Origin of the sequence: Rikenella microfusus DSM 15922, assembly GCF_000427365.1 — a bacterium.
In the GTDB taxonomy this organism is placed as follows: Bacteria; Bacteroidota; Bacteroidia; order Bacteroidales; family Rikenellaceae; genus Rikenella; species Rikenella microfusus.
This window is the reverse complement of the sequence record NZ_KE386488.1, coordinates 189306-213077: the sequence shown is the minus strand read 5'-3', so window position 1 is coordinate 213077 and position 23772 is coordinate 189306. Positions and strand designations below refer to the sequence as shown.

Genomic DNA, 23772 nt, shown 5'->3' with positions numbered 1-23772 from the left:
TTGTCGCTTCGGGACTGTTAAGGTGTTACAAATTTAAAAATAATACCTAACTTTAGACTTTGTTATCACCATCGAAAGACGAGATATGTTTACCCAGAAAGACTTGACTCAACTGACTGCAAGGGGCATGGCTCCGGAACGGGTCGAAGAACAGTTGGAAGCATTCCGTACGGGGTTCCCGTACCTGGCGATCGACCGCGCGGCGGTGGTCGGGGACGGTATCCGGAAACTGGATGCCGAGAAGGCGGCGGAGCTGGCCGTGCTGTACGGGAAGTCGGTCTGCCGGCTTTCGGTGGAAAAGTTCGTGCCGGCATCGGGTGCGGCCTCGCGCATGTTCAAGGAATTGTACGAATATGCGGGCGAGAATAAGGCGAGCGCGACGGTGGAGGCGGTGCTCTCGGGGCTGGAGAAATTCGCTTTTTACGAAGATCTGGCGGCATTGGATATCCCTATGAAAGATCCGAAAGCGGTGGTTTCGGCCATCGTCGGGGGAAGTCCGGCCGAAGGGACGGGCCTGGGGTTGGGCAAAAAACCGAAAGGGCTGATCAAGTTCCATAAGTATACGGGCGGAGGCCGCACGGCGATGGAGGAGCATCTGGTGGAGGTGGCCCTGTACGGAGGCAGCCCGGCGCGGATCCATTTCACGGTATCGCCGGAGCATATGGACGATTTCAAGGCGCTGGTGAACGAGCGGCTGGAGGCTTTTTCTTCGAAATACGGAGTGGAGTACGAAATCACTTATTCTGTGCAGGAGCCTTCGACGGACACGATCGCGGTGAATCCGGACAATACGCCGTTCCGCGAAGGGGATGCCGCCGCAGGGGAGATCCTGTTCCGCCCGGGCGGCCACGGGGCGTTGATCGAGAACCTGAACCGAATCGACGCGGACCTGATTTTCATCAAGACGGTAGATAATGTGGTGCCGGATCACCTGAAAGGGGATACGGTGCTGTACAAGAAGGCGCTGGCGGCGGTGGCGCTGGAGTTGCAGCAGCAGGTGTTCTCGTATCTGAAGGCGATCGACGGAGGCGCGGGCAAGGCGGGTGACGCGGCTTTCGCTGCGGAAGTGCGCCAGTTCATCGAAGAGAAACTGTGCTACCGGTTCCCGGCGGGGGCGGAACCGACTCTGGCGGAGCTGAGGCGGGTGCTCGACCGGCCGCTGCGGGTGTGCGGCATGGTACGCAACGAGGGGGAACCGGGCGGGGGGCCGTTCTGGGCCGAAACGTCGCTGGGGATGCCGGGGGCATTGTCGCTCCAGATCGCGGAATCGTCGCAGATCGACCCGGCTGTACGCGAAAAACTGATGGGCGGAGGAACGCATTTCAATCCGGTCGATCTGGTTTGCGCTGTACGCGATTTCAAAGGAAATAAATTCGACTTGACACAATATATAGATAAGAAAACCGGTTTTATATCCGAAAAAAGTAAGGACGGACGCAGTTTGAAGGCGCAGGAATTGCCGGGGTTGTGGAACGGGGCGATGGCGGACTGGAACACGGTGTTCGTGGAGGTGCCGATCACGACCTTCGCGCCGGTCAAAACGGTGGCCGACCTGCTCCGGCCGCAGCACCAGTAGCCCGGAATTTTCCGGAGCCGTCCTTTTCGACATATGCGGAGGGGGAGAAGAGGAAAGGGGATGCTTCGCTGACATAAAGTTCTGGCAGAACCGGTATCTTCGCGGTGTGAACGGGCGAAGAAAACCGGGAAACATCCGTCGGCGACAGACAGTACATTTACAAACCTACGGTTATTTTTCATTCGGGTCGGGCGCCCGGGAGGTCTCGGGTAGTTACAGTCCGGCTGGAGTGCCCAGCGGCACCGGGCCTACCGGGGGGGGAGGCGTCCGGCCCGTCCGCTGACGCGGAAACTTGTTTTTAATCGTAGGTTTAAAAGCACTTCCGGCTTCTTACATTGGTATCGAAGTACGGGTAAAGGCTGCTGACCCGGGAATGTGCGATTTCCCGATCCGACGGGAGTCGGGAGCGGGGAATCGCATTCCCGGCGGGTTCTTTGCTTGCTTTCTTGCCCGCTCAAGAAAGCAAGTGCCCCGCCGGCATGAGGCGTCCGGGGAAGCCGGTGCCCTGCGGCATGAGCGGGCGCAGAAAAACAAACGCCCGTCGGCGATAGACATTACAATTAAACCTACGGTTGATTGTCCGCGTAGCGGTCAGCCCGGAGCCACCCCCGGCGAAGGGCTGAAACTCGCAAAGCTCGTTTGGCCCTCGCTGGCTCCGGGCGACAATATATAAATTTCACCGTACGCTTTGAAATGCGCATTCCTTTGGCGCCGGCTCCGGTAGAGATAGAGGGCATACGCAGAACGAACGGAACGGATATGCGGGAGGGCAACGCGGGGAACGGGCGGCGCCTGCGGTTTGTCCTTCGTCTGTCCGGATGTCCGATATGGAATGATAAGAATAAAAACGCATCATAAGATCATGGAAAACAAACTGCAACAACTCACCGAGAAATTGTACAAAGAAGGGCTGTCGAAAGGACGGGCCGAAGCGGAGGCGATACTGGCCAAAGCGCATGCCGATGCGGAAAAAATCGTGGCCGAAGCTCAGGACAAAGCCAAAACGATCGTCGCGAAAGCGGAAAAAGAGGCCGCGCAGCTCAAAGCCAATTCGGAGAACGAAGTACGGTTGGCCGCGGGGCAGCTCAAGAGCGCGCTGCGCCAGCAGGTGGAGACGATGGTGCAGATGGAAGTGCTCTCGCCCAAAGTGAGCGATGCCTGGCGCGACGACTCCTTTATCAAAGAGCTGGCGGTGGCCGCCGTACAGTCGATCGGAGCCGAAAACGGCCTGCGGGTGGTGTTGCCCGAAAACCGGGGCGCGGAACTGGTCGAGGCGGTGAAAAACGCGCTGGCCGAACGGTTCGGAGCCGACGGCGGAATCGAGGTCGTGACCGACGCGAGGGTACGCGTACCGTTCCGGATCCAGGTCCGGGAAGGAGGGTATTACGTGAGCTTCGCCGATGCGGATTTCGACGCGCTGTTCCGGTCGTACCTGCGGCCGAAGGTGGCGGGGCTGCTGTTCGGGGAGGCCGGCGAGTAGGCTCCGGGCGGAGATTGTTTAATCCAGGAAATTCGGGCGTATGCAGTATTATTATCTGGTCGCGGGACTGACGGAGTATCCGTTCGACATCGACAACGTGGTGTCGGGAGGGCTGCGCGTGGACGTGCCGCAGATCAAGGCTCAGATCATGGGCGAACTGTCGCCGCGGGACCGTCGGGCGGTGGAGTTGCTTTATACTTATTACGATATAGAAAACATCATCGGGCATGTGAGGGGAACGAAGTTGCCCTTCAACGAGCTGGGGAACCTGTCGCGCGAAGAGATAGCCTTTCTGACGGACCGGAAAGGCGGAGAGGGGGAACAGGCGGGCCAGCCGTTGCCGGAGGAGATGGCGGAACGCGAGGCGAAACTGGCGTTGCCGGGGGCGGTAAGATTGGTGATCGACCGTTTCCGGGGGCACGGCGGGTCGGACGCCGTGCCGGAGCCGGACGATTTCGCGCCGTTGTCGGAGGATGATTTGGAGCGGGAACTGTTCCTGAGTTTTTATAAAGCCTGCGGCGCAGCTGGAGAACAGGGCGGCGGCTGGTTCCGGACGGACATGTGGCCGGGCGGGTTCGCGGTGCCGGAATACCTGCGGACATGGGCCGAATACGACCGGATGGTACGCAATATCGTGGCGGCGTACAAGGCGCGCCAGCTGGGACTGACGCCGGAGCAGAAAGAGGGGATGATCGTGGAGGAGAACCGGGATGTACGCGACGCGCTGATCGGCGGGCAGGCGGCGGATTTCGGCATGAAAGACCGTTTCCCGTATGCGGAAGAGTTGTTGCAGGTGCTGGAAACGGAGGATTTCGTGGAGCGGGAGAGGCGGATGGACGCGCTGCGCTGTCAGATGGCGGACGACTTGGCGGAACACGACTATTTCGGGATCGGCCGAATCATGGATTACCTGATCCGTCTCAATATCCTGCACCGTTGGGCGTCGCTGGATGCCGAGCAGGGGCGCGGGAACTTCCGCGAAATGGTATCGGCGCTGACCGATCCGGAGAAGATTGCGGAGTCGGTGGGCGGGACGCGGGGATAGCGTTCGTGCGGGGCTGGCAGGCCGATAATGGGACAGACCGAGGGGCCGGGCATATCGGGGGAGGGGGACGGAAACGAGGCGTTTGCGTCGGCTCCGATTGGTAATAATAAGGGTATGTTTTGCGCAGGGCCGCATCCTGCGGGGGATAGGGTACTTACAGCCCGGCTGGAGTGCCCGGCGGCACCGGATCTCCGCTACGGGAGGCTGCGACCCGCCGCTGACGCGGAAACCTAATTTAACCGTAGGGTTTTTATTGATGCGATTCATAAGAATCGCCGGCTTTCGCGCCCAAGCGGCTATGCCGCTTCGGGGGGGCGCAAAGCCGAACGGGTAAAACAGTTTAACCGTACGGTTAATTTATATAATTGTCGGCCGGAGCCAGCGAGGCCGCAACAAGCACCGCGCAGTTGCAGGCCGCCGCCGGGGGTGGCTCCGGCCTGACTAAGGGAGAACATTGTGATTAACCGTAGGTTTAAAAATTCCTTTTTCCAGCGTCTTACTCTGTACCCGAAGTACGGGTAAAGACTGCTGGCCCGGGAATGTGCGATTTTCCGTTCCGACGGGAGTTGGGAGCGGGGAATCGCATTCCCGGCGACTTTTTTGCTTACTTTTTTGGTCGCGCAAAAAAGTAAGTGCCCCGCCGGCATGAGGCGTCCGGCGCAACCGGTGCCCCGCGGCATAAGCGGGCGAAGAAAGAACAAACGCCCGTCGGCGACAGACATATGATTAAACCTACTTTTAATTTGCGGATTCAAGCCCGGAGCCAGCGAGGGCAAGACCGCAGGTTGCAGCCCTTCGCCGGGGGTGGCTCCGGGCTGACCGCTACGCGGACGATTAACCGTACAGTTAAATACCGTTAGATATCGACATTGCGTCCCCCCGAAGCGGCTCCGCCGATCGGACGGACCGGAAACGACAACGACACGAAAGAAATCAAAAAGCAAAAAACGACCATAAATGAAAACAACGGGCGAAGTAATCGGTATTATTGCCAACCTGGTGACAGTCAGGACTTCGGGTCCGGTGTCGCAGAACGAAATCTGTTACATCCTGATGGACGGCGGAGTGAGGCTGATGGCCGAGGTGATCAAAGTGATCGGCGACAAGGCGTACGTGCAGGTGTTCGAAAGCACCCGCGGCCTGAAAGGCGGCACGCGCGTGGAGTTCGAAGGGCACATGCTCGAAGCGACCCTCGGGCCGGGTATCCTGACACGTATTTACGACGGTCTGCAAAACGACCTCAAGGCGATGGAAGGCGTATTCCTCAAACGCGGCGAATATAACGACCCGCTGGACTATGAATCGCGCTGGGACTTCACCCCCCTGGCAACAGCCGAAAATCAGGAAGTACGCGCCGGAGACTGGCTCGGCTGGGTACCCGAAGGGTGGCTTCAGCACAAAATCATGGTACCGTTCAAGATGGAAGGCACCTATCGCCTGAAATGGATCGCCCCGGCCGGCAATTACAAGATCACCGACACCATCGCTACGGTGGTGGATGCCGACGGCGTGGAACACGGCCTGTCGATGGTGCAGAAATGGCCCGTGAAAGTGGCCGTAACCGCATTCCGCGACAAACCGCGCCCGTTCAAGACCATGGAGACTGGCTTCCGGGCCATCGACACTTTCAACCCGATCGCCGAAGGCGGGACCGGCTTTATCCCCGGGCCGTTCGGCGCCGGTAAAACCGTGTTGCAGCACGGGATTTCGAAACAGGCCAACGCCGACGTGATCATCATCGCGGCATGCGGCGAACGGGCCAACGAAGTGGTGGAAACCTTCGTGGAATTCCCGGAACTGGACGACCCGCGCACGGGACGCAAGCTGATGGAACGTACCACGATTATCGCCAACACGTCGAACATGCCCGTTTCGGCCCGCGAAGCGTCGGTCTATACGGCCATGACCCTGGGCGAATATTACCGGGCGATGGGGCTGAAAGTGCTGTTGCTGGCCGACTCCACCTCGCGCTGGGCGCAGGCCCTGCGCGAAATGTCGAACCGGTTGGAAGAGCTGCCGGGACAGGACGCTTTCCCGGTGGACCTGTCGGCCATCATCTCGAACTTTTACGCCCGCGCCGGGTTCGTCTATCTGAACAACGGGCAGACCGGTTCGGTTACCTTTATCGGGACGGTGTCGCCGGCTGGGGGTAACCTGAAAGAACCCGTCACCGAATCGACCAAAAAGGCGGCGCGGTGTTTTTACGCCCTCTCGCAGGCGCGCGCCGACTCCAAACGCTACCCGGCGATCGACCCGCTCGAAAGCTACTCGAAATACCTCGAATACCCCGAAATCATCGGTTACCTGGATGAAAACTACGGCGACGACTGGGTGACCAAGGTGCTGGCCTCGAAAGCGATGGTGCAGCGCGGCAAAGAGGCGTTCGAACAGATCAACATTCTGGGCGACGACGGCGTGCCGGTCGAGTACCATGACCGCTACTGGAAATCGGAACTGCTGGACTTCATCATCCTGCAACAGGACTCGTTCGACCCCACCGATGCCAACTGCCCGATGGAGCGGCAGGTCTATATGTTCAATCTGGTGATGGACATCTGCGGGCGGAAGTTCGATTTCGCGGATTTCGAAGCGTGCGTGTCGTACTACAAACGGCTTATCAACGAACTGCGGCAGATGAACTTCTCGACGTTCGAGAGCGACGACTTCAAACGGCACTACGCAGCGGTGCAGGATATTCTCAAAGAACAACAGAACTAACACGGAGGCGCTTATCTTATGGAGACTCAGGGATTTCAGAAAATATATACGCAGCTGACGGCGATCACCAAAGCGACGGTGACGCTCCGGGCCGAAGGGGCCGCGAACGACGAGCTGGCCACTGTGGCGGGCCGTCTGGCGCAGGTGGTGAAGGTGGCAGGGGACAGCGTGACGCTCCAGGTTTTCGCGGGTACGGAAGGGATTCCGACGGACGCGGAGGTGGTGTTCCTACACCATCCGCCGACGCTGAAAGTGAGCGACGAACTGGCCGGACGTTTCTTCAACGCCTACGGCGAACCGCTGGACGGCGCGCCGATCGAAGGCGAGGAACGCGAGATCGGCGGCCCGACGGTGAACCCCTACAAACGTAAACAGCCCTCGGAGCTGATCGCGACGGGCATCGCGGGCATCGACCTGAACAACACGCTGGTGTCCGGACAGAAGATCCCGTTCTTCGCCGACCCGAACCAGCCGTACAACCAGGTGATGGCGATGGTGGCGCTCCGGGCGCAGGTGGACAAGATCATCCTGGGTGGGATGGGGCTTACCAACGACGACTACCTGTATTACAAGACGGTATTCGACAACGCGGGGGTACTGGACCGCATCGTGTCGTTCGTGAACACGACGGACAACCCGCCGGTGGAGCGGCTGCTGGTACCGGACATGGCGCTGACGGCGGCGGAATATTTCGCGGTCGATAAGGGCGAAAAGGTGCTGGTACTGCTGACGGACATGACCCTGTATGCCGACGCGCTGGCGATCGTGAGCAACCGTATGGACCAGATTCCGTCGAAGGACTCGATGCCGGGATCGCTCTATTCCGACCTGGCGAAGATTTACGAAAAGGCGGTGCAGCTGCCCAACGGGGGATCGATCACGATCCTCGCGGTGACGACGCTGAACGACGGGGACATCACGCATGCGATCCCGGACAACACGGGGTATATCACCGAAGGGCAGCTGTTCCTGCGTAACGATGCGGAAATAGGTAAGGTGATCGTGGACCCGTTCCGTTCGCTGTCGCGTTTGAAACAGCTGGTGATCGGCAAGAAGACGCGCGAGGACCATCCGCAGGTGATGAATGCGGCGGTGCGCCTCTATTCGGATGCGGCCAACGCGCGTACCAAGCTCGAAAACGGGTTCGACCTCTCGGATTACGACCAGCGTACGCTGGCGTTCGCGAAGGAATATTCGGAGGAGTTGCTGGCGATCGACATCAATATCGACATCACGCAGATGCTGGATACGGCGTGGAAACTTTTCGCGAAGTATTTCTCGCCGAGCGAGGTGGCGATCAAGGAGGCGATCCTCAAAAAGTACTGGCCGACGGACGATCCGGCCCGCCGGGTGGATGCGGCGGCGGCCCTCAAAGGAGATATGGAACCGCTCGGCGATAATTAATCCGTTCCTTTATTTCGTACCGTTAGGTTCGAGGGTACTGTTCTCTTTAACGTCGCTACGCTCGTTTTTCTCCTCGCCGCTTACCAAAGCCAGCTCGCGGTCTTTGGGTTCGCTGGCAGCGTCGATTGTGAACAAAGAGAACCAGAAAAACTTCCGAACGCATCCCTGCGGGATGCTAATGCCGTGTCGCCCCAGGTTTTGCTATGCAGGAGGGGGCCGGCGATTCCCATTGTAATGCCCCTCCTGCATAGCAAATGCAAAGGGTAGTTACAGCGTGGCAGCCCGAAGGGCGGCCTCTGGAAAGTCTTTTTGGTTCTTTTTCTTCAGAAAAAGAACGGTTGCCTCAAACCGAAATATACGAAATAGAGGAAGGAAAAGGGAGAAATGGGATGATAAAGTTTCAGTTCAATAAAACCGCCTTGGGCGAATTGGGCAAGCAGCTCGCCATGCGGCAGAAAGCCCTGCCCACCATCAAAAGCAAGGAATCCGCCCTGCGTTCCGAGGTCAAGAAAGCCAAAGACCGGATGACCGAGCTGAAAGCGCAGCTGGACAAGACCATGGCTGAATACGACTATATGGTACAGCTTTGGGGCGAGTTCGACCGGTCGTTGATCGAAGTGCGGGACGTGAAATTCGGTACCCAGAAGATCGCCGGCGTCGAGATACCCGTGCTGGAAGATATCCGGTACAGCGAAAAACCGTACAACCTGTTCAGCGCCCCGCTGTGGATCGCCGACGGCGTGCGGATACTCAAGGAACTGGCGCGGCTGGGCGTCGAAAGCGAATTTTACCAGCGGAAGATGGACCTGCTCGAAAAAGCCCGCAAAAAGACCACTCAGAAAGTGAACCTGTACGAAAAAGTGCAGATTCCCGGCTATCAGGAAGCGATACGCAAAATCAAACGCTTCCTCGAAGACGAGGAGAACCTCTCCAAATCGTCGCAAAAGATTGTCAAATCCAGATTGGAAGCGGAGGCTACGATATGATTGAACCGATGATACGGTACAACCTGCTGTTGTACCACGGCGATGTGAAGCCTTTTATGGAAAAGCTCCGGGAGCTGGGGATGGTGGACATCACCCTGCGCGACTGGGACGCGCCGCAGCAGGTGCGCGACCTGATGGCGGCATCGGAACGTTACCGGACCGTTTACCAGCGGCTCGGTTCGGTGAAACCGGGCGCGGCGGAAGCCGGACAGGACAACGACGCGGCGCCGTTCGCTACCGTGCACGAAGCGGTCGAAGCCTATGAAACGGCTGCGGAACGCATCGCCCAGCTGGAAAACATGCGTGCCAAAGCGACCACCGAACTGGACGAACTGGCGATGTGGGGCGAATTCGACCCGCAGGAGATCAGGCGCCTGAGGGAACAGGACGGGATCGCGCTGCGTTTCTTCGAAGTCGCTACGAAACAGTACGACCCGCAGTGGGAACGCGAATATGCCATTCAGGTCGTTTCTCAGACGGCCGGCGGCGAAACCTATTTCGTGGTGGCTCAACCCCTGACGGAGAACGGTACGGCGGAACCGGTGGAACTGGGCAGTGCCGCGACGGAACTGAAAGCGCCGGAGATGACCTTCGCGCAGAAAGAGGCGCAGATCGAGGATTTCCTCCGGCAGGAACAGGAACAGCAGGCCGTGATCGCCCGTGCCGCCCTGTCGCGCGAGCGGATTTGGGCCGACTATCTGGAGATGAAAAACCGGGTTCTGTTCGACGAGGCGGTGAACGCGGGCGAGTCTTATGCCGACGGGACGGTCAAGATCGTGGAGGCATGGTCGGTGGCGGCCAACCGGGACGCAGTGGAAGCGTTTTTCGACCGCGAGGGGGTCATTTACGAATCGGACAAGGCCACGGCCGGGGAGAATCCGCCCATCAAACTGAAAAACCATTTCTTCGCACGGCTGTTCGAGCCGGTCGGATCGCTCTACATGCTGCCGAAATACAACGAGCTGGACATGACGCCGTTTTTCGCGCCGTTCTTCATGCTCTTTTTCGGCATGTGCTTCGGGGACGCGGGTTACGGGCTGCTGTTCATCCTGGCGATCGTACTTTTCTGGCGCAAGATTCCGGTGCGGTTCCGCGATTATGCGTGGCTGGTGCTGTTCCTGAATATCGCGGCGGTATTTTTCGGTCTGCTGACGGGCAACATGTTCGGTATCGAACTGGCGAAAGTGCCGGCGCTGGTACGGTTCAAGGAGTATTTCGTTTCGAACGACAACATGTTCAACGTGGCGGTCGGCATGGGGGCCGCGCAGGTGCTGTTCGGACAGATCCTGCGCATCTTCAACCGCTCGAAACAGAACGGGAGTTTCCTGTACGGGCTTTCGACCCTCGGATGGGTGATCCTGATGATCAGCGGCATTCTGGTATTGCTGGGCGTGTTGCCGGCCGGCAGTCTGGCGTTCTATATACTGCTGGGGATTTCGGGCGTGCTGATCTTTTTCCTCAATTCGCCGCACAAAAACCCGTTCATCAACGTAGGGGCGGGGCTGTACAGCTGTTACGAGATGGCGACCGGCGTAGTGGGCGACCTGGTCTCTTACGTGCGGTTGTTCGCGATCGGTCTTTGCGGCGCGATCATCGCGCAGGTATTCAACGCGCTGTCGGTAGGGCTGAGCGGGGATATTCCGGTGCTGAGCTGGATTTTCATGGCGGCGATTCTGGCGATCGGCCACGGACTGAATATCTTTATCAGCGCGCTGGGAGCATTCGTGCATCCGGTCCGTCTGACATTCGTGGAGTTCTACAAAAACGCCGGTTTCGAGGGTGGCGGACGTCGGTTCACACCGTTCAAACGGGCGGAAAAGTGATGTTGCGCGGCGGCGAAGGGGAGGCGAGGGAGGCCGAAGGGGCGAGGCGCAGAGGAGGGCGTAGAAGGGGCGACGAGGGGGCGCAGAAGGGGGCAGAGGGCAGGGCCATATGGGCTGTAAACTTCCGCGGTAACGGCAGCCCCGGCGCCGGGCGGCAGAGCCGCCGGAAAACGGGGCGGCGCGAGGCTGGAGAATGCCTGGCGATGTGCATGAAAAACAATTAACAAAACAATAAAAACAAAAACAGACAACGATTATGGAACCAATCTTGCTTGCTTATCTCGGGATCGCGATCATGCTTATTTTCTCGGGGGTCGGAAGTTGCTACGGCACCACCATCAGCGGTAACGCCGCCGTGGGGGCGATGAAAAAGAACAAAGGGGCTTTCGGTAGTTACATGATTCTGTGCGCGATGCCTTCGACGCAGGGTCTGTACGGCTTTCTGGGGTACTTCCTGCTCAAAGGATTCCTGACCCCGGAGATCACGATGGCACAGGCTGCGGCCATTCTGGGGGGCGGTCTGGCGCTCGGTCTGGTCAGCCTCTGGAGCTCGCTCCGTCAGGGACAGGTGGCCGCCAATGCGATCACGGCTATCGGAAACGGGCACGACGTGTTCGGTAACTCGCTGATCCTGCTGGCTTTCCCGGAGCTGTACGCTATTCTCGGCGTGGCTGCCGTGTTCTTCATCAGCCAGGCGATCTAAGCGCCGCCTGAATGGCAAAAACGGTTCGGGCCGGATTCTCCGCAAAAGGAGAGTCCGGCCCGAACGGCGTTTGAAAGGGGATTACTGCTTGCAGATAACCCAGAGGTTGTTGGCGCCGTATCGGTTGCCTATCATTAGCCCGGCTTCGCACGGGGTGAGTGCGACGGGTGATGTCAGGAGGCAGGTCTGTGTGGGGTCGGAAGGGTCCATAAAATAATAGTTTGCACCGTCCTTGAATTGCATGACGACGGCATGGCCGCCGGCATCGTTACTCTGTGTGACCTGTGCGCCGATAACACCGACGAAGCGGTATTGGGCGTTGGCCTCGGCGATGGCGTCGGCGGCAACCTGCGAGTCGCTGAGGCCGCTCAGGGTGAAGTGTATGAACTCGTGGACGGGATCGTTGATGGGGCCTGTAATTTGCTGGAAGGCATCGGTGAGTTCGACGGGTGACGGACCGATGGTGTTGAGGTCTGTACCGGGAGCAAGGCCGCGCCCGGTGGCGACGGATTGGAGGATGCCGGTTTCAATGTCAATATTGGGGGCGATGTCGCCGGTATTGACGAGAATCATGCGCAGGGCGCAGGGAAAACAGCCGTAGGCGTAATCCTGTTGTTTGTACTGGATACCGGTGCCGGGAAAGGTGTTCCATGGGTGTGGCATAGCATTTTGTTTTAGTGACTATATACGACTTTCCCCTGAATCAGGTACTGATCTTCCCAACCGGCCTGCGCCCAGGCGACTCCGCTGTTTCGGGGGATGGGTGCGGGCCGAAAACAATTGAAAATCAAGTATGGATATAAAACTGGGGAAAGTCTTATATAGTTAAAGGTTATTAGGTATGTTGTCAGCACAAATATAACCGGTCCCGGGCGGTGCCGGAGGACGAAGTATACGACCGGCGGTGCCGGGTTTGCGGACGGAGAGTACGGATGCATGACGGGCGGTGATTTCCTTTATGGGAATCACCGCCCGTGTCTTGCCATGGATTTCAGAGAGACTTACTGCCGCGGCGCGGGGGAACTGTCGCCGAGCGCCCGCACCGTGCGCACCAGCGTGCTGTCCTGCGGGAAGATATAATAATAAAAGGCCGTTTCGTCCAACGACGTGTTGCGGCCGATATAGCCTTTGATCTGGGCCGTGATGAGCGGTCTGGAAAGCGTCATCTCGGTCTCCGTCGGATGCACTCCCTCGCGGTCGGCGAAAGCGACGAAATCGTAAAACAGGTTTTTGTCGGCAAAGAAACGATCCAGCTCATCGAGGCTGCGGATCGCATTGACCTGCTTGCGGTAGCGGTCCGTCGTCCGCTGCGCGTAGCGGAAAATCAGGTTTTTCTGGAACAGTTTCGAGAAATAGGGCGTTACGCCCGTCGTGTCGATCGGCACGAATACGTCGGGCATGATCCCGCCCCCGCCGTAGACGATTTTGCCGCCGGGAGTGACGAACTTCAGCGAATCCGCCAGGCGGATGCTGTCGATGTTGAACATTTCGTCGTGGTCGAAACGGCGGATCAGTTCGCCGTTGTAATCCTCTCCGTCGCCCGGCGTATAGGGCTTCTGGATCGACCGGCCCACCGGGGTGTAGTAACGGGCGACGGTGAGCCGCATGGCCGAGCCGTCGAGCGGATAGCCGATCTGTTCCTGCACCAGCCCCTTACCGAACGAGCGGCGGCCGACGATCACCCCTCGGTCGTTGTCCTGAATCGCCCCCGCTACGATTTCGGAAGCCGACGCCGAATTTTCGTCGATCACCACGGCCAGCCCGATGTCCTGAAACTGTCCCCGCCCGTCCGCATCTTGGTCGGCACGCGGAGAGGCATATCCTTCGGTATAGACGATCTTGCGCCCCTTGGGCAGAAATTCGTTGGCGATGTAGATGGCCTGGTCGAGATAACCGCCGCCGTTGCCCCTCAGATCGAGGATCACCTTGCGTGCCCCCTGTTCCCGGAGCTGCATCAGCGCGGCGAGCACCTCGCTGTATGTAGTGGCGGCGAACCGGCCGAACTTGACATAGCCTACCTCGGGGTTGCCGGGCACGATGAAAGCCGCTTCGAGGCTCTTGATGGGAATGGCCCCGCGCGTGACGGTAACGGGCAGCAGGTCCGTGGCCGGAGAACGCAGGATACCCAACTTCACCGTCGAGCCGCGTTTGCCGCGCAGCATACCGACCACCTTGTCCTGGTCCATCTTGACCCCCGCGATCGTACTGTCATCGACCGTAATGATGCGGTCGCCGGCCACGATCCCCGCCGCCGCGCTCGGCCCGCCGGAGATGACGTTGGTGATCTGCACCGTGTCGGTCAGCATGTTGAACATCACGCCGATGCCGTCGAACGTGCCGGTCAGCGGCTCATTGGTGGCGGCGAACTCGCTGGCCGGAATATAGACCGAGTGCGGGTCGAGTTCCTGCAGGAGCACCGGCACGGCCAGCTCCGCCAGCGAGTCGCGGTCGATCGGATCGACATACCGTTCTTCGATCTGGCTCAGCGCCCAGGTCAGTTTGTCGCCCTGCCGGGCTTCGGTATAGGCGTCGCGCAGCGCGGCGCGTTCGAGCATGACTCCTAACGCCGTACCGATCAACAGGGAAGTGACCAGGAACAGCGTGATGCGTATATTGGTTTTATAATTGCCCATAGAAAAAGATATTCTGTCCGAAAAAAAGACCGTTTCCCCGGTCCTGCGGTTGCTGCGCCTTCCGGCCGGCGGCAGCGTTTGCGCCGGTGTGCGTAAAATCGTGCCAAATATAGTAATTTTGCAGGGAATTCATCCCTTATTGCGACTATGGTCAAGGTTTCGGTCATCACGGTAGTGCGGAACGCGGCTGCGGAGTTGGAACGGACGCTCTCGAACCTCGCGGCGCTGGACCGTTCGGCGGCGGAACTGGAGGTGATCGTGATCGACGGAGCATCGACCGACGGTACCCCTGCTGTCATAAAACGTTACGAATCGCTGATTTCGTATAGTGTCAGCGAGCCGGACGGCGGGCTGTACGACGCGATGAACAAGGGCATTCGGGCGGCGACGGGCGACTACCTGTGGTTCGTGAACGCCGCAGACGCGGTTTACGCGCCCGACGTGCTGACCCGGATTTTCGGACCCGGTTCGCCGCTGGCGGCCGACGGCCCGGCGGACGTTTACTACGGTGAAACGCTGGTGACCGCTCCGGACGGGACGGCGTTAGGGCTGCGCAAGAAGCGGCTGCCGCGCGGCGGGCTGACCTGGCGGTCGCTGCAGCGGGGCATGGTGGTGTGCCACCAGTCTTTCATCGTGCGGCGGGCCGTCGCGCCGCTGTACGATACGCGGCGTTACCGGCTGGCGGCGGATATCGACTGGGTGATCGAATGCCTGAAACGGGCCTCGTCGATCCGGGATACGGGCCTCGTGCTGAGTCGTTTCACCACGGGCGGCATCTCGACGCGCCGCCGCCGGGCGAGCCTGCGCGAACGGTGGACGATCATGCGGCGGCATTACGGGCTGGTGGCGACGCTGTTCGCGCATGCGGGATTCGTCTGGGAAATGTTGCTCGACAAGTTGCTGCGCCGCCCGCCTTACCGCAAGATATATTGAACCGGCGGGCCCTCCGGAAAAATTCTACACCGGACAGGACGGCCCGGAAACGGAAATCGTCCCTCGCGGAACCTGCCGAACCGTAACCGCTAATCACATTTTACCCGTGAAGCATCTTCTTTCGCTGTTTTTTCTCGGCTTCCTGTGCCATTTCCCGGCAAGTGCGCAACGGCCTTATACCGTCGTCCGCCAGCCCGGACAGGACGGCGTCCACACCTGTCGCATCCCCGGCCTGGCCACCACCCCTAAAGGCACCCTGCTCGCCATCTACGACGCCCGGTACGAATCCTCGCGCGATCTCCAGGGACGTATGGCCATCGGCCTGAGCCGTTCCACCGACCGCGGCAAGACCTGGGAACCCATGCGCACCGTGCTCGACATGGGCCGGTGGGGCGGCCTGCCTGCCAAATACAACGGCGTCAGCGACGCCTGTATTTTGGTTGACAGTGCCAGCGGCAAAATATACGTCGCGGGTTTGTGGATGCACGGCCTGCTGGACGACGAAGGGAAGTGGATCGAGGGTCTGACCGAAGACAGCACCCGCTGGCAGCATCAATGGGTCGGCCGCGGGTCGCAGCCCGGCACCTCGCCATACCGGACGTGCCAGTTCCTGCTCGCCGAAAGCTCCGACGACGGACGGACCTGGTCCGCTCCCCGGAACATCACGGCCTCCGTCAAACGCCCGGAATGGTGGCTTTTCGCACCGGCTCCGGGGCGGGGAATCGTGACTCGCGACGGTATCCTCGTTTTTCCCACCCAGGGACGCGACAGCGCCGGGATACCCTTTTCCGGCATCATGTACAGCACCGACCGCGGCCGCACGTGGCACGCCTCTGCCCCTGCCGCTTCCCAGACTACCGAATGCGCCGTGGCGGAACTCGGCGACGGCCGCCTGATGCTCAACATGCGCAACAACCGCCGTACCGGGCGCGTGGTCTGCACCACTGCGGACCTCGGCGAGAGCTGGCAGGTCCATCCCACTTCCGAGAAAGCCCTCGTCGAACCTGTCTGCATGGCTTCCCTCCACAGGCACGTCTACACCGAAAAGGGCACAGCCAGAAGTGTGCTCCTCTTCTGCAATCCTGCTTCGGCAACCGAGCGCCGCAACATGACTTTGCGCGTGAGCCGCGACGACGGGACGAGCTGGAGCCGCGGCATACTGCTCGACTCGACGCTGAGTTTCGGCTACTCCTGCATAACCAGCCTCGATCAGCATACCATTGGCGTACTTTACGAAAGCGGGGGATCGCGCATAGTGTTCCAGACCATCGGCCTCGACGAATTGCTGCGGGCCGAATGAGCTGCCGCGCTGCGCCGGAACCGGCAGTCGCGGTCCGGCGCCTGCATCGCTTCGCGCGGCTGTGCTTTGTCCACAGGATGCCCCGGCGATACCGGCCGGCACCGCCGGCGGAAACGCCTTATCCTCGGATCAATCCGATTTTACTCAGGAAAATAATGGCTACGGCTACCGGGGAGACATACCGGATGACGAAGCGGAATACGGGGAATATCCGGTTGTTGTAGGCCCCGTTCGTGGTGAAAACCTTGCGCAGCCGTTTTTCGGAGATGTGCCAGCCTGCGAAAACGACGATCAGCAGGCCGCCGATGGTCATCAGGTAGTTCGACGAAAGCATGTCGAGAAAATCGAAGATGTTGTACCGCCCGATCATGAGGCGCGACCCTTCGACCTGAGACTGGGCGCACAGGGCCGCGACCAGGCACAGCGTACCCAGCAGCCACAGCACCGCCCGGCGGCGCGTCATCTTCAGTTCCTCCATCATGTAATTGGTCATCATCTCGAAAATCGAGACCATCGAAGTCAGCGCGGCGATCGTGATGAGCAGGAAAAAGAGAATCCCCACGTACTGCCCGCCTGCCATTTGGCCGAAAACGTTCGGAAGGGTCAGGAAAATCAGGTCGGGTCCCTGTGTGGGGCTGATGCCGAATGTGAACACTGCCGGAAAAATAGCAATGCCCGAAATGATCGCGATCGAGGTATCGATGAGCGTTACGATTCCCTTGGAACGAAGCATGTTCTCCGGTTTGACCACATAGGAACTGTACGTAATCATCACTCCCATGCCGAGGCTCAGGGTAAAGAATACCTGCCCCAGCGCGTCGAGCACCGTATTGGCCGTGATTTTCGAAAAGTCCGGGCTGAACAGGAAGCTCATACCCGCCCCGAAACCGTCGAGGGTGAACGAATTGACGCAGAGCACCACGAGGATGCCGATCAGCAGGGGCATCAGGATCTTGTTCCACCGTTCCACGCCTTTTTCCACCCCTTTGAAGACGACGAACGCCGTGAGGCCCAGAAACCCGGCCGAGAGCAGGATCGGCTGCCAGCCCGTATTCTTGAACGCGTTGAACGACGCCGCGATTTCGTCGTAACTCTGTCCGGCGTTGGCATTGATGACCGAGTCGTAGAGGAAACGGACGCTCCACCCTGCGATAACGCTGTAAAATCCCAGGATGCAGAACCCCGCCACGACGCCCATGTAACCGACCAGATACCACCTGCTCCGCGGGGCGAGCTGTTTGAACGAGCCGACCGCTCCGCGATGGGTGGCCCGGCCGATCACGAACTCGGAAAGGATCAGCGGCAGGCCTACCAGCAGGATCAGGAACAGGTAAAGAAGCAGGAAAGCGGCGCCGCCGTTTACGCCGGCCAGGTAGGGAAAACGCCAGATATTGCCCAATCCGACGGCTGAACCGACCACGGCCATCATGGTTCCGAAACTGCTGGTAAACGCGCCTCTTTGCTCTTTCATGTCCTGTGTTGCTCTATAATTGTCTATTATTGTTGTTACACTGCATTCGTCTTCTCGTCTCGCTCCGCCCCCGACGGTCGAATAGCTGTCCGGCGCAAAGACCGACGATCCGCGCGGATCGCATAACGAAGAGTCGTATGGTTAAAACTCAGTTTCCGCGCCGGTGGACGGGCCGCAACCTCCGGGCAGCGGAGGCCTGATGCCGCTCGGCACTCGAACCGGGCTGTAATTGTCCCATTCTCCGCAGGCCGTGGCCTTTTCAAACATAAAATTTGACCGTACGATTTTTCCAAAATGTCGCAGCCTGCGGACGGACTGCAACTTGTTGCGGGCCTCTGCGGGGGCTGCGGCCCGCGCGACCGGAAGGTCGCAAAAAATATTTTCCTGCCTTTTATATTGTACGGTTAAAACTAAACTTCCGCGTTAGCAGGCGGGCCGGACGCCTTCCCACGGGAGATCCGCAATTCGCCGCTCTATGCTCCGAAAGTTGCGACCCTTCCCGGGCGGCCGACTGTAGAAATAATTGTACTTTTAATTTGCAGGTTAAAGCCCGGAGCCAGCGAGGGCGCGACCGCAGGTTGCAGCCCTTCGCCGGGGGTGGCTCCGGGCTGGCCGCTACGCGGATAAATAACCGTACGGTTAAACATAAGGCCGGATGTCCGGGGTCGAATGAAATAACGGTACAGTAATAATAAAGACAAAAATAATGTAAATTTGCGAGGCGGGCGGCATGCCGCCCGCTCTTTTTTCAGTAACGACATGATTTTCAATCCTCAAGAATACGCAATTCCCGACCGTTCCGGAGAACCTTTCATCGACGGGCAGGAGATAGAAAAATTCCTCGCCGCGCACGTCCGGCCCAGCCGCGAGGAAGTGCTCGAAACCGTCGCACGGGCTATGGACCGTGAACGCCTCAGCCTTTCGCAGGTAGCCGTACTGCTCGGTGCCGGGCCGCAGGAACGGGAAGCGGTACTGGAAGCCGCTTCGCGGCTCAAACGCGAAGTTTACGGCAACCGGATCGTGCTTTTCGCTCCGCTTTACGTCGGCAACCGCTGTACGAACCGTTGCGCTTATTGCAGTTTCCGGGCCGACAGTACCGAAACGGTGCGAAAGACGCTTTCGGACGAAGAGATCGTGCGGGAGGTCGAAGCGTTGGAGCGGGCCGGACACAAACGGCTGATTCTGGTTTACGGGGAACACCCGCTGTACGACCCGGAATATATCGCGAAGACGGTGCGTATCACTTATGGGGTAAAGACCGCTCCGGGCGGCGAGATACGCCGGGTGAACATCAACGCCGCGCCGCTGACGGTCGAAGGTTTCCGCACGGTGCGCGAAGCGGGTATCGGGACCTACCAGATTTTCCAGGAAACCTACCACCGCGAAGCCTACAAACATTACCACTTAGGAGGCCGAAAGGCAGACTACGACTGGCGGCTGACGGCCCTCGACCGGGCTATGGAGGCGGGCATCGACGACGTAGGGCTGGGGGCGCTGCTGGGGCTGCACGACTGGCGGTTCGAAATCATGGCGCTGGTGCGGCATACGAACCATCTGGAGGCTTGTTTCGGCGTAGGGCCGCATACCATCTCTTTCCCTCGTATCAAAGAGTCGTCGGCTTCGTTGCCGGCCGCCTCGCCGGTGAGCGACGAGGATTTCATCTATGCCATCGCCGTACTGCGGCTGGCAGTGCCCTATACGGGGCTGATCCTGACGGCGCGGGAACCGGCGGCAGTGCGCGACGCGGCGATCCGTTACGGGGTCTCGCAAATCGACGGAGGTACGCGGCTGGAAATCGGGAGCTATTCTTCGGCCGCCGCGCCGGACGAAGAGTTAGGATCGCGCCAGTTCGCCATCAACGACGACCGCTCGCTGGACGAAATCATCGGTACGCTGACGGCCGAAGGATACCTGCCGTCGTTCTGTACGGCGTGCTATCGGCGGGGCCGCACGGGGGAGCATTTCATGGAGTTCTCGGTGCCGGGTTTTATCAAGCGTTTTTGCGGCCCGAACGCTATCCTGACGCTGGCGGAGTACTTGTCGGACTATGCGTCGGAGGGGGTGGCGAGCAAGGGCTGGGCGGCGATCGAAACGGCTCTGGCCGGATTGCCGGCGGCCTCGGCGGAACTGACGCGCGAACGGCTTGAACGTATCCGGGCCGGGGAGCGGGACCTCTATTTCTGATCTGCCGGCGGGTCCCCGGCTGACATCGGTACGGACCGTATCGTCCAATGGAGGAAACTCTTGGTCGAAATGCCCGGCGGTATCGCGAAAACCGGCGATTTTCTCGAATCGCATCAATAGAAACCGTACGATTATTTCTACGGTCGGACGCCCGGGAGGTCTCGGGTAGTTACAACCCGGATCGAGTGCCGAGCGGTACCGGGCCTCCCGAGGGGAGGCGTCCGGCCCGCCCGCTAATGCGGAAATTTAGTTTTAACTGTACAGTTAATTCATACGGTGTAGCCCGGAGCCAGCGAGGGCCAAACGAGCTTTGCGAGTTGCAGCCCTTCGCCGGGGGTGGCTCCGGGCTGACATCGGGAGAACTTTACATAAAATCGTACGGTTAACTCTATATCTATCACCGACGGGCGTTTGTCTTTTCTTTGCCCGCTCATGCCGCGGGCGCTTTCTTTCTTGCGCGATCAAAAAAGTAAGTAAAAAAATCACATTCCCGGGTTAGCAGCCTCTGCCCGTACTTCGATACAAAGTAAGACGTCGGAAGAAGTGTTTATTTAACCTACGGTTTCATTCATTTCGGGCAGGTACCCGGTAGCCGGTTCCGGCAGGCCGGAGGGCGGACTCGACAAAATAACCGCACTGTCCGTTTCTCGTTTCCGCGCCGGCGGACGACGCGCGGCATGCATAATCTTTCCGAACCGGCCCTGCCTCCCCCGATGAAGGATAATGCCAAAAATGTGTATCTTTGCAAGGATAACGTTTTTTCCAAAAACTCAAGTAGAATATGATGCTGTTGCAGGCCGTGCAAGAGGCGGCCAAACCCGAAACGATAGGCCTCGGCTCGCTGATTCTGGCGGGGGGATGGCTGATGATCCCGCTGGCGCTCCTCTCGGCCATTACGATCTTCATCTTTTTCGAACGTTTCTGGATGATCCGGCAGGCGTCGGGTAAAACAGACGCAGGCTTCATGGCCAAAATCCGGGACCTGATTTACGAAGGCAAAACGGAACAGGCGATCCAGTACTGCCGCGCACGGCGTAGCCCGGTGGCGCGGATGATCGAAAAAGGGATCATGAACCTGGGCCGCTCCAAGGCGGATATACAGGCTTCGATCGAAAATGTGGCCAATCTGGAGGTCTCGCGGCTGGAGAGCGGGCTGCCGTTTTTGGCCACCACGGCCGGCGGCGCGCCGATGATCGGGTTTCTCGGAACGGTGCTCGGCATGGTACAGGCGTTCATGGATATGGCGGCCGCCGGAGGGTCGGTCGATCTGTCGATTCTGGCCAGCGGGATGTACACAGCGATGATTACCACCGTCGGAGGTCTGGTAGTGGGGATTCCCGCCTATTTCGGCTATAATTTTCTGGTGGCGCGGATCGAAAAACTGGTCTTTCAGATGGAGGCCAATACGATCGCGTTTATGGACATCGTAACGGCCGGGGAAAATCCGCTGGCGGGGGGCAATTTCATCAACCGGTAGGGATATGGCTATCAAACGGGGTTCGAAAGTGGATATGGGCGGAAGTTCGGCGTCGCAGACCGACCTGATCTTCCTGCTGCTGTTGTTCCTGATGATCTCCACGACGCTCATCAACCCGAATGCGCTGAAACTGCTTCTGCCCAAGAGCAGCAATACGAACAAGGAGAAGCCGTACACGACGGTGTCGATCACGGCCGATCTGCAATACTTCGTGGAGACGGAACAGGTGCCGTTCGCGGAGCTGGCGCCGAGGCTCAAAGCGAAACTCGAAGGGGTGGAAGATCCCACCGTATCGTTGCACTGCGACCGTACGGTACCGGTGGACGAAGTGGTGAAGGTGATGAACATCGCGCGGGACAACAAATACAAACTGGTGCTGGCCACGGCGCCGGAGTAATGCGGGGGAGCGAACGCGGGGCGAACGACGCTTGACGGCTATGAATTCAAGGTACGGTTTAATTTAATACTATCGGCTTTGCGCTCCCCAGCGGAACAAACTCCCGGTCGGAGTGCCCGGAGGCACCGCATAAGCCGGCGATTTTCTTGAATCGCATCAATAAAAAACGTAGGTTTTTGTAATGGGGCGCAGCCTGCGAGGAACGGGAACGAGTGTCGCGAGCGAGCGGGCCTCCGCTGCGGGAGACTGCGGCCCGCGCGACCGGAAAGTCGCAAAAAATATTTTCCTGCCTTTTATATTGTACTTTTAATTTGCAGGTTAAAGCCCGGAGCCAGCGAGGGCGCGACCGCAGGTTGCAGCCCTTCGCCGGGGGTGGCTCCGGGCTGGCCGCTACGCGGATAGATAACCGTAGGTTTAATTGTATGTCTTTCGCCGACAGGTGTTTGTTTTTTCTTTGTCCGCTCGTGCCGCGGGGACAGCGGCTGTGCCGGACGCCTCATGCCGGCGGGGCACTTACTTTTTTACCTATGGTTTGCCGGTGGCTTCCTCGCGCTTCCTCGCCATAGTCCGTAAACGGCCTCTGGCCTCGGTACGCTGCTCGGTTCCTCCTGGCGCCTCGGCCATACGAACAAGTTCGATGGCGCCCGGCTGCTGCGTCGGTTGCGCGACCAAAAAAGTAAGCAAAAAAGTCGCCGGGAATGCGATTCCCCGTTCCCGACTCCCGTCGGAACGGAAAATCGCACATTCCCGGGCCAGCAGTCTTTACCCGTGAGCTAAGCGCAAGGGAAAAGGCCGGGGACATTTAATTGTAGTTTTTTTTGTAATGGGGCGCAGCCTGCGAGGAACGGGAACGAGCGTCGCGAGCGAGCGGGCCTCCGCTGCGGGAGGCTGCGGCCCGCGCGACCGGAAGGTCGCAAAGCATGTCTCAATTATTTAATCGTACTTTTAATTTGCGGATTCAAGGCCGGAGCTAAGGGGGCCGCAACCTCCGGGCAGCGGAGGCCAGATGCCGCTCGGCACTCGATCCGGGCTGACTAAGGAGAAACATGGCGATTAACCATACAGTTAAAGCATAAGTTTCCGCGTTAGCGGGCGGGCCGGACGCCTCCCCCACGGGAGGCCCGCAATTCGCCGCTCTACGCGCCGAAAGTTGCGACCGCTCCCGGGCGTCCGACCGTAGAAAGAATCGTACTTTTAATTTGCAGATTCAAGGCCGGAGCCAGCGAGGGCAAGACCGAACTTCATGAGGTTGCAGCCGTTAACTTCGCTTCGCTCGTTGTCCTCCTTGCGCCTCGGCTATTCGTGCAACCGACGCTGCCGGTGAGAGCAGTGCAAGCGGGCTTAAGCACTGCCGAACGGCGAGGAGGAAGGCGAAGCCAACCCCGATCGCCCACGCCGGCAGCGTCGGTTCGCCGGCGTGGGTTGCCGTTCCGGCTTCCTCTTGGCGCCTCGGCCATACGAACAAGTTCGATGGCGCTCGGCTGCTGCGTCGGTTCGGGCTGGCCGCTGGCGCGGAAACTCAGCCGCTCGTTGGCAGAGGATTTAGCCGGCCGCTGTATCGTTTTCGGCGCGCCCACGCCCCCCACGGGGCGCGCCGCCATTGGCATGGGGACTTAGCTACTCGCTTCCCGGCCTTACTGCG

The 23772-nt window shown here is 59.4% G+C and carries 15 protein-coding genes and 2 pseudogenes; 13 read left to right on the top strand and 4 right to left on the bottom strand.

Annotation, left to right across the window (positions count from 1 at the left end; translation table 11 throughout):
* Positions 1-85: 85 nt before the first annotated feature.
* The 5 genes and pseudogenes from RIKMI_RS0101760 to RIKMI_RS12650 all read left to right on the top strand — a co-directional run.
* Positions 86-1576 (top strand): DUF4301 family protein, encoded by a 1491-nt coding sequence (locus tag RIKMI_RS0101760; RefSeq protein WP_027290224.1) that lies wholly within the window; start codon positions 86-88, stop codon positions 1574-1576.
* A gap of 862 nt (positions 1577-2438) precedes the next feature.
* A complete protein-coding gene (locus RIKMI_RS0101750; RefSeq protein ID WP_027290222.1) occupies positions 2439-3056 on the top strand; it encodes a hypothetical protein in 618 nt (205 codons plus the stop codon).
* 40 nt (positions 3057-3096) lie between these two features.
* Positions 3097-4101: a DUF2764 family protein gene (locus tag RIKMI_RS0101745; RefSeq protein ID WP_027290221.1), complete on the top strand. Its 1005-nt coding sequence runs from the start codon at positions 3097-3099 to the stop codon at positions 4099-4101.
* A gap of 957 nt (positions 4102-5058) precedes the next feature.
* Positions 5059-6819: a V-type ATP synthase subunit A gene (locus RIKMI_RS0101730; RefSeq protein WP_027290219.1), complete on the top strand. Its 1761-nt coding sequence runs from the start codon at positions 5059-5061 to the stop codon at positions 6817-6819.
* Between the two features lie 18 nt (positions 6820-6837).
* Positions 6838-8148: pseudogene (locus tag RIKMI_RS12650) on the top strand (V-type ATP synthase subunit B); the annotation flags it as partial.
* Positions 8149-8232: 84 nt separating this feature from the next.
* Here RIKMI_RS12650 and RIKMI_RS15225 read toward each other — a convergent pair.
* A complete protein-coding gene (locus tag RIKMI_RS15225) occupies positions 8233-8358 on the bottom strand; it encodes a hypothetical protein (protein ID WP_256620799.1) in 126 nt (41 codons plus the stop codon).
* Positions 8359-8612: 254 nt separating this feature from the next.
* Between RIKMI_RS15225 and RIKMI_RS0101715 the strand changes: the two genes are divergently transcribed.
* From RIKMI_RS0101715 to RIKMI_RS0101700, 3 genes are all read left to right on the top strand, one after another.
* On the top strand, positions 8613-9209 hold the full coding sequence (locus RIKMI_RS0101715) for a V-type ATP synthase subunit D (RefSeq protein ID WP_037291339.1): 597 nt from the start codon (positions 8613-8615) through the stop codon (positions 9207-9209).
* An 8-nt stretch (positions 9210-9217) separates the two neighbouring features.
* Positions 9218-11032, top strand: a complete 1815-nt coding sequence (locus tag RIKMI_RS0101710; RefSeq protein WP_169715486.1) for a V-type ATP synthase subunit I — start codon at positions 9218-9220, stop codon at positions 11030-11032.
* 256 nt (positions 11033-11288) lie between these two features.
* Positions 11289-11735: a hypothetical protein gene (locus RIKMI_RS0101700; protein WP_027290215.1), complete on the top strand. Its 447-nt coding sequence runs from the start codon at positions 11289-11291 to the stop codon at positions 11733-11735.
* Positions 11736-11816: 81 nt separating this feature from the next.
* Here RIKMI_RS0101700 and RIKMI_RS0101695 read toward each other — a convergent pair whose 3' ends face one another.
* The gene (locus RIKMI_RS0101695) at positions 11817-12398 is read right to left on the bottom strand and encodes a hypothetical protein (protein ID WP_027290214.1); all 582 of its coding nucleotides are present in this window, start codon (positions 12396-12398) and stop codon (positions 11817-11819) included.
* A gap of 338 nt (positions 12399-12736) precedes the next feature.
* The gene (locus tag RIKMI_RS0101690; RefSeq protein WP_051214224.1) at positions 12737-14368 is read right to left on the bottom strand and encodes a S41 family peptidase; all 1632 of its coding nucleotides are present in this window, start codon (positions 14366-14368) and stop codon (positions 12737-12739) included.
* A gap of 147 nt (positions 14369-14515) precedes the next feature.
* On the opposite strand from RIKMI_RS0101690, the gene RIKMI_RS0101680 reads away from it, so the two are divergent.
* Both RIKMI_RS0101680 and RIKMI_RS12645 read left to right on the top strand, forming a co-directional pair.
* Positions 14516-15301: a glycosyltransferase family 2 protein gene (locus RIKMI_RS0101680; protein ID WP_027290212.1), complete on the top strand. Its 786-nt coding sequence runs from the start codon at positions 14516-14518 to the stop codon at positions 15299-15301.
* Between the two features lie 184 nt (positions 15302-15485).
* Positions 15486-16601: pseudogene (locus tag RIKMI_RS12645) on the top strand (sialidase family protein); the annotation flags it as partial.
* Positions 16602-16719: 118 nt separating this feature from the next.
* Here the strand turns inward: RIKMI_RS12645 and RIKMI_RS0101670 are convergent.
* Positions 16720-18072: a sodium-dependent transporter gene (locus tag RIKMI_RS0101670; RefSeq protein WP_027290211.1), complete on the bottom strand. Its 1353-nt coding sequence runs from the start codon at positions 18070-18072 to the stop codon at positions 16720-16722.
* A 759-nt stretch (positions 18073-18831) separates the two neighbouring features.
* Between RIKMI_RS0101670 and hydG the strand changes: the two genes are divergently transcribed.
* The 3 genes from hydG (at position 18832) to RIKMI_RS0101650 (ending at position 22130) form a co-directional block, all read left to right on the top strand.
* Positions 18832-20256 (top strand): [FeFe] hydrogenase H-cluster radical SAM maturase HydG, encoded by a 1425-nt coding sequence (gene hydG / locus RIKMI_RS0101665; protein WP_037291336.1) that lies wholly within the window; start codon positions 18832-18834, stop codon positions 20254-20256.
* Positions 20257-21037: 781 nt separating this feature from the next.
* Positions 21038-21733, top strand: coding sequence for a MotA/TolQ/ExbB proton channel family protein (locus RIKMI_RS12640; RefSeq protein ID WP_051214220.1), 696 nt, complete (start codon positions 21038-21040; stop codon positions 21731-21733).
* A 4-nt stretch (positions 21734-21737) separates the two neighbouring features.
* Positions 21738-22130, top strand: a complete 393-nt coding sequence (locus tag RIKMI_RS0101650; protein WP_027290209.1) for an ExbD/TolR family protein — start codon at positions 21738-21740, stop codon at positions 22128-22130.
* The last annotated feature ends 1642 nt before the right edge of the window (positions 22131-23772 follow it).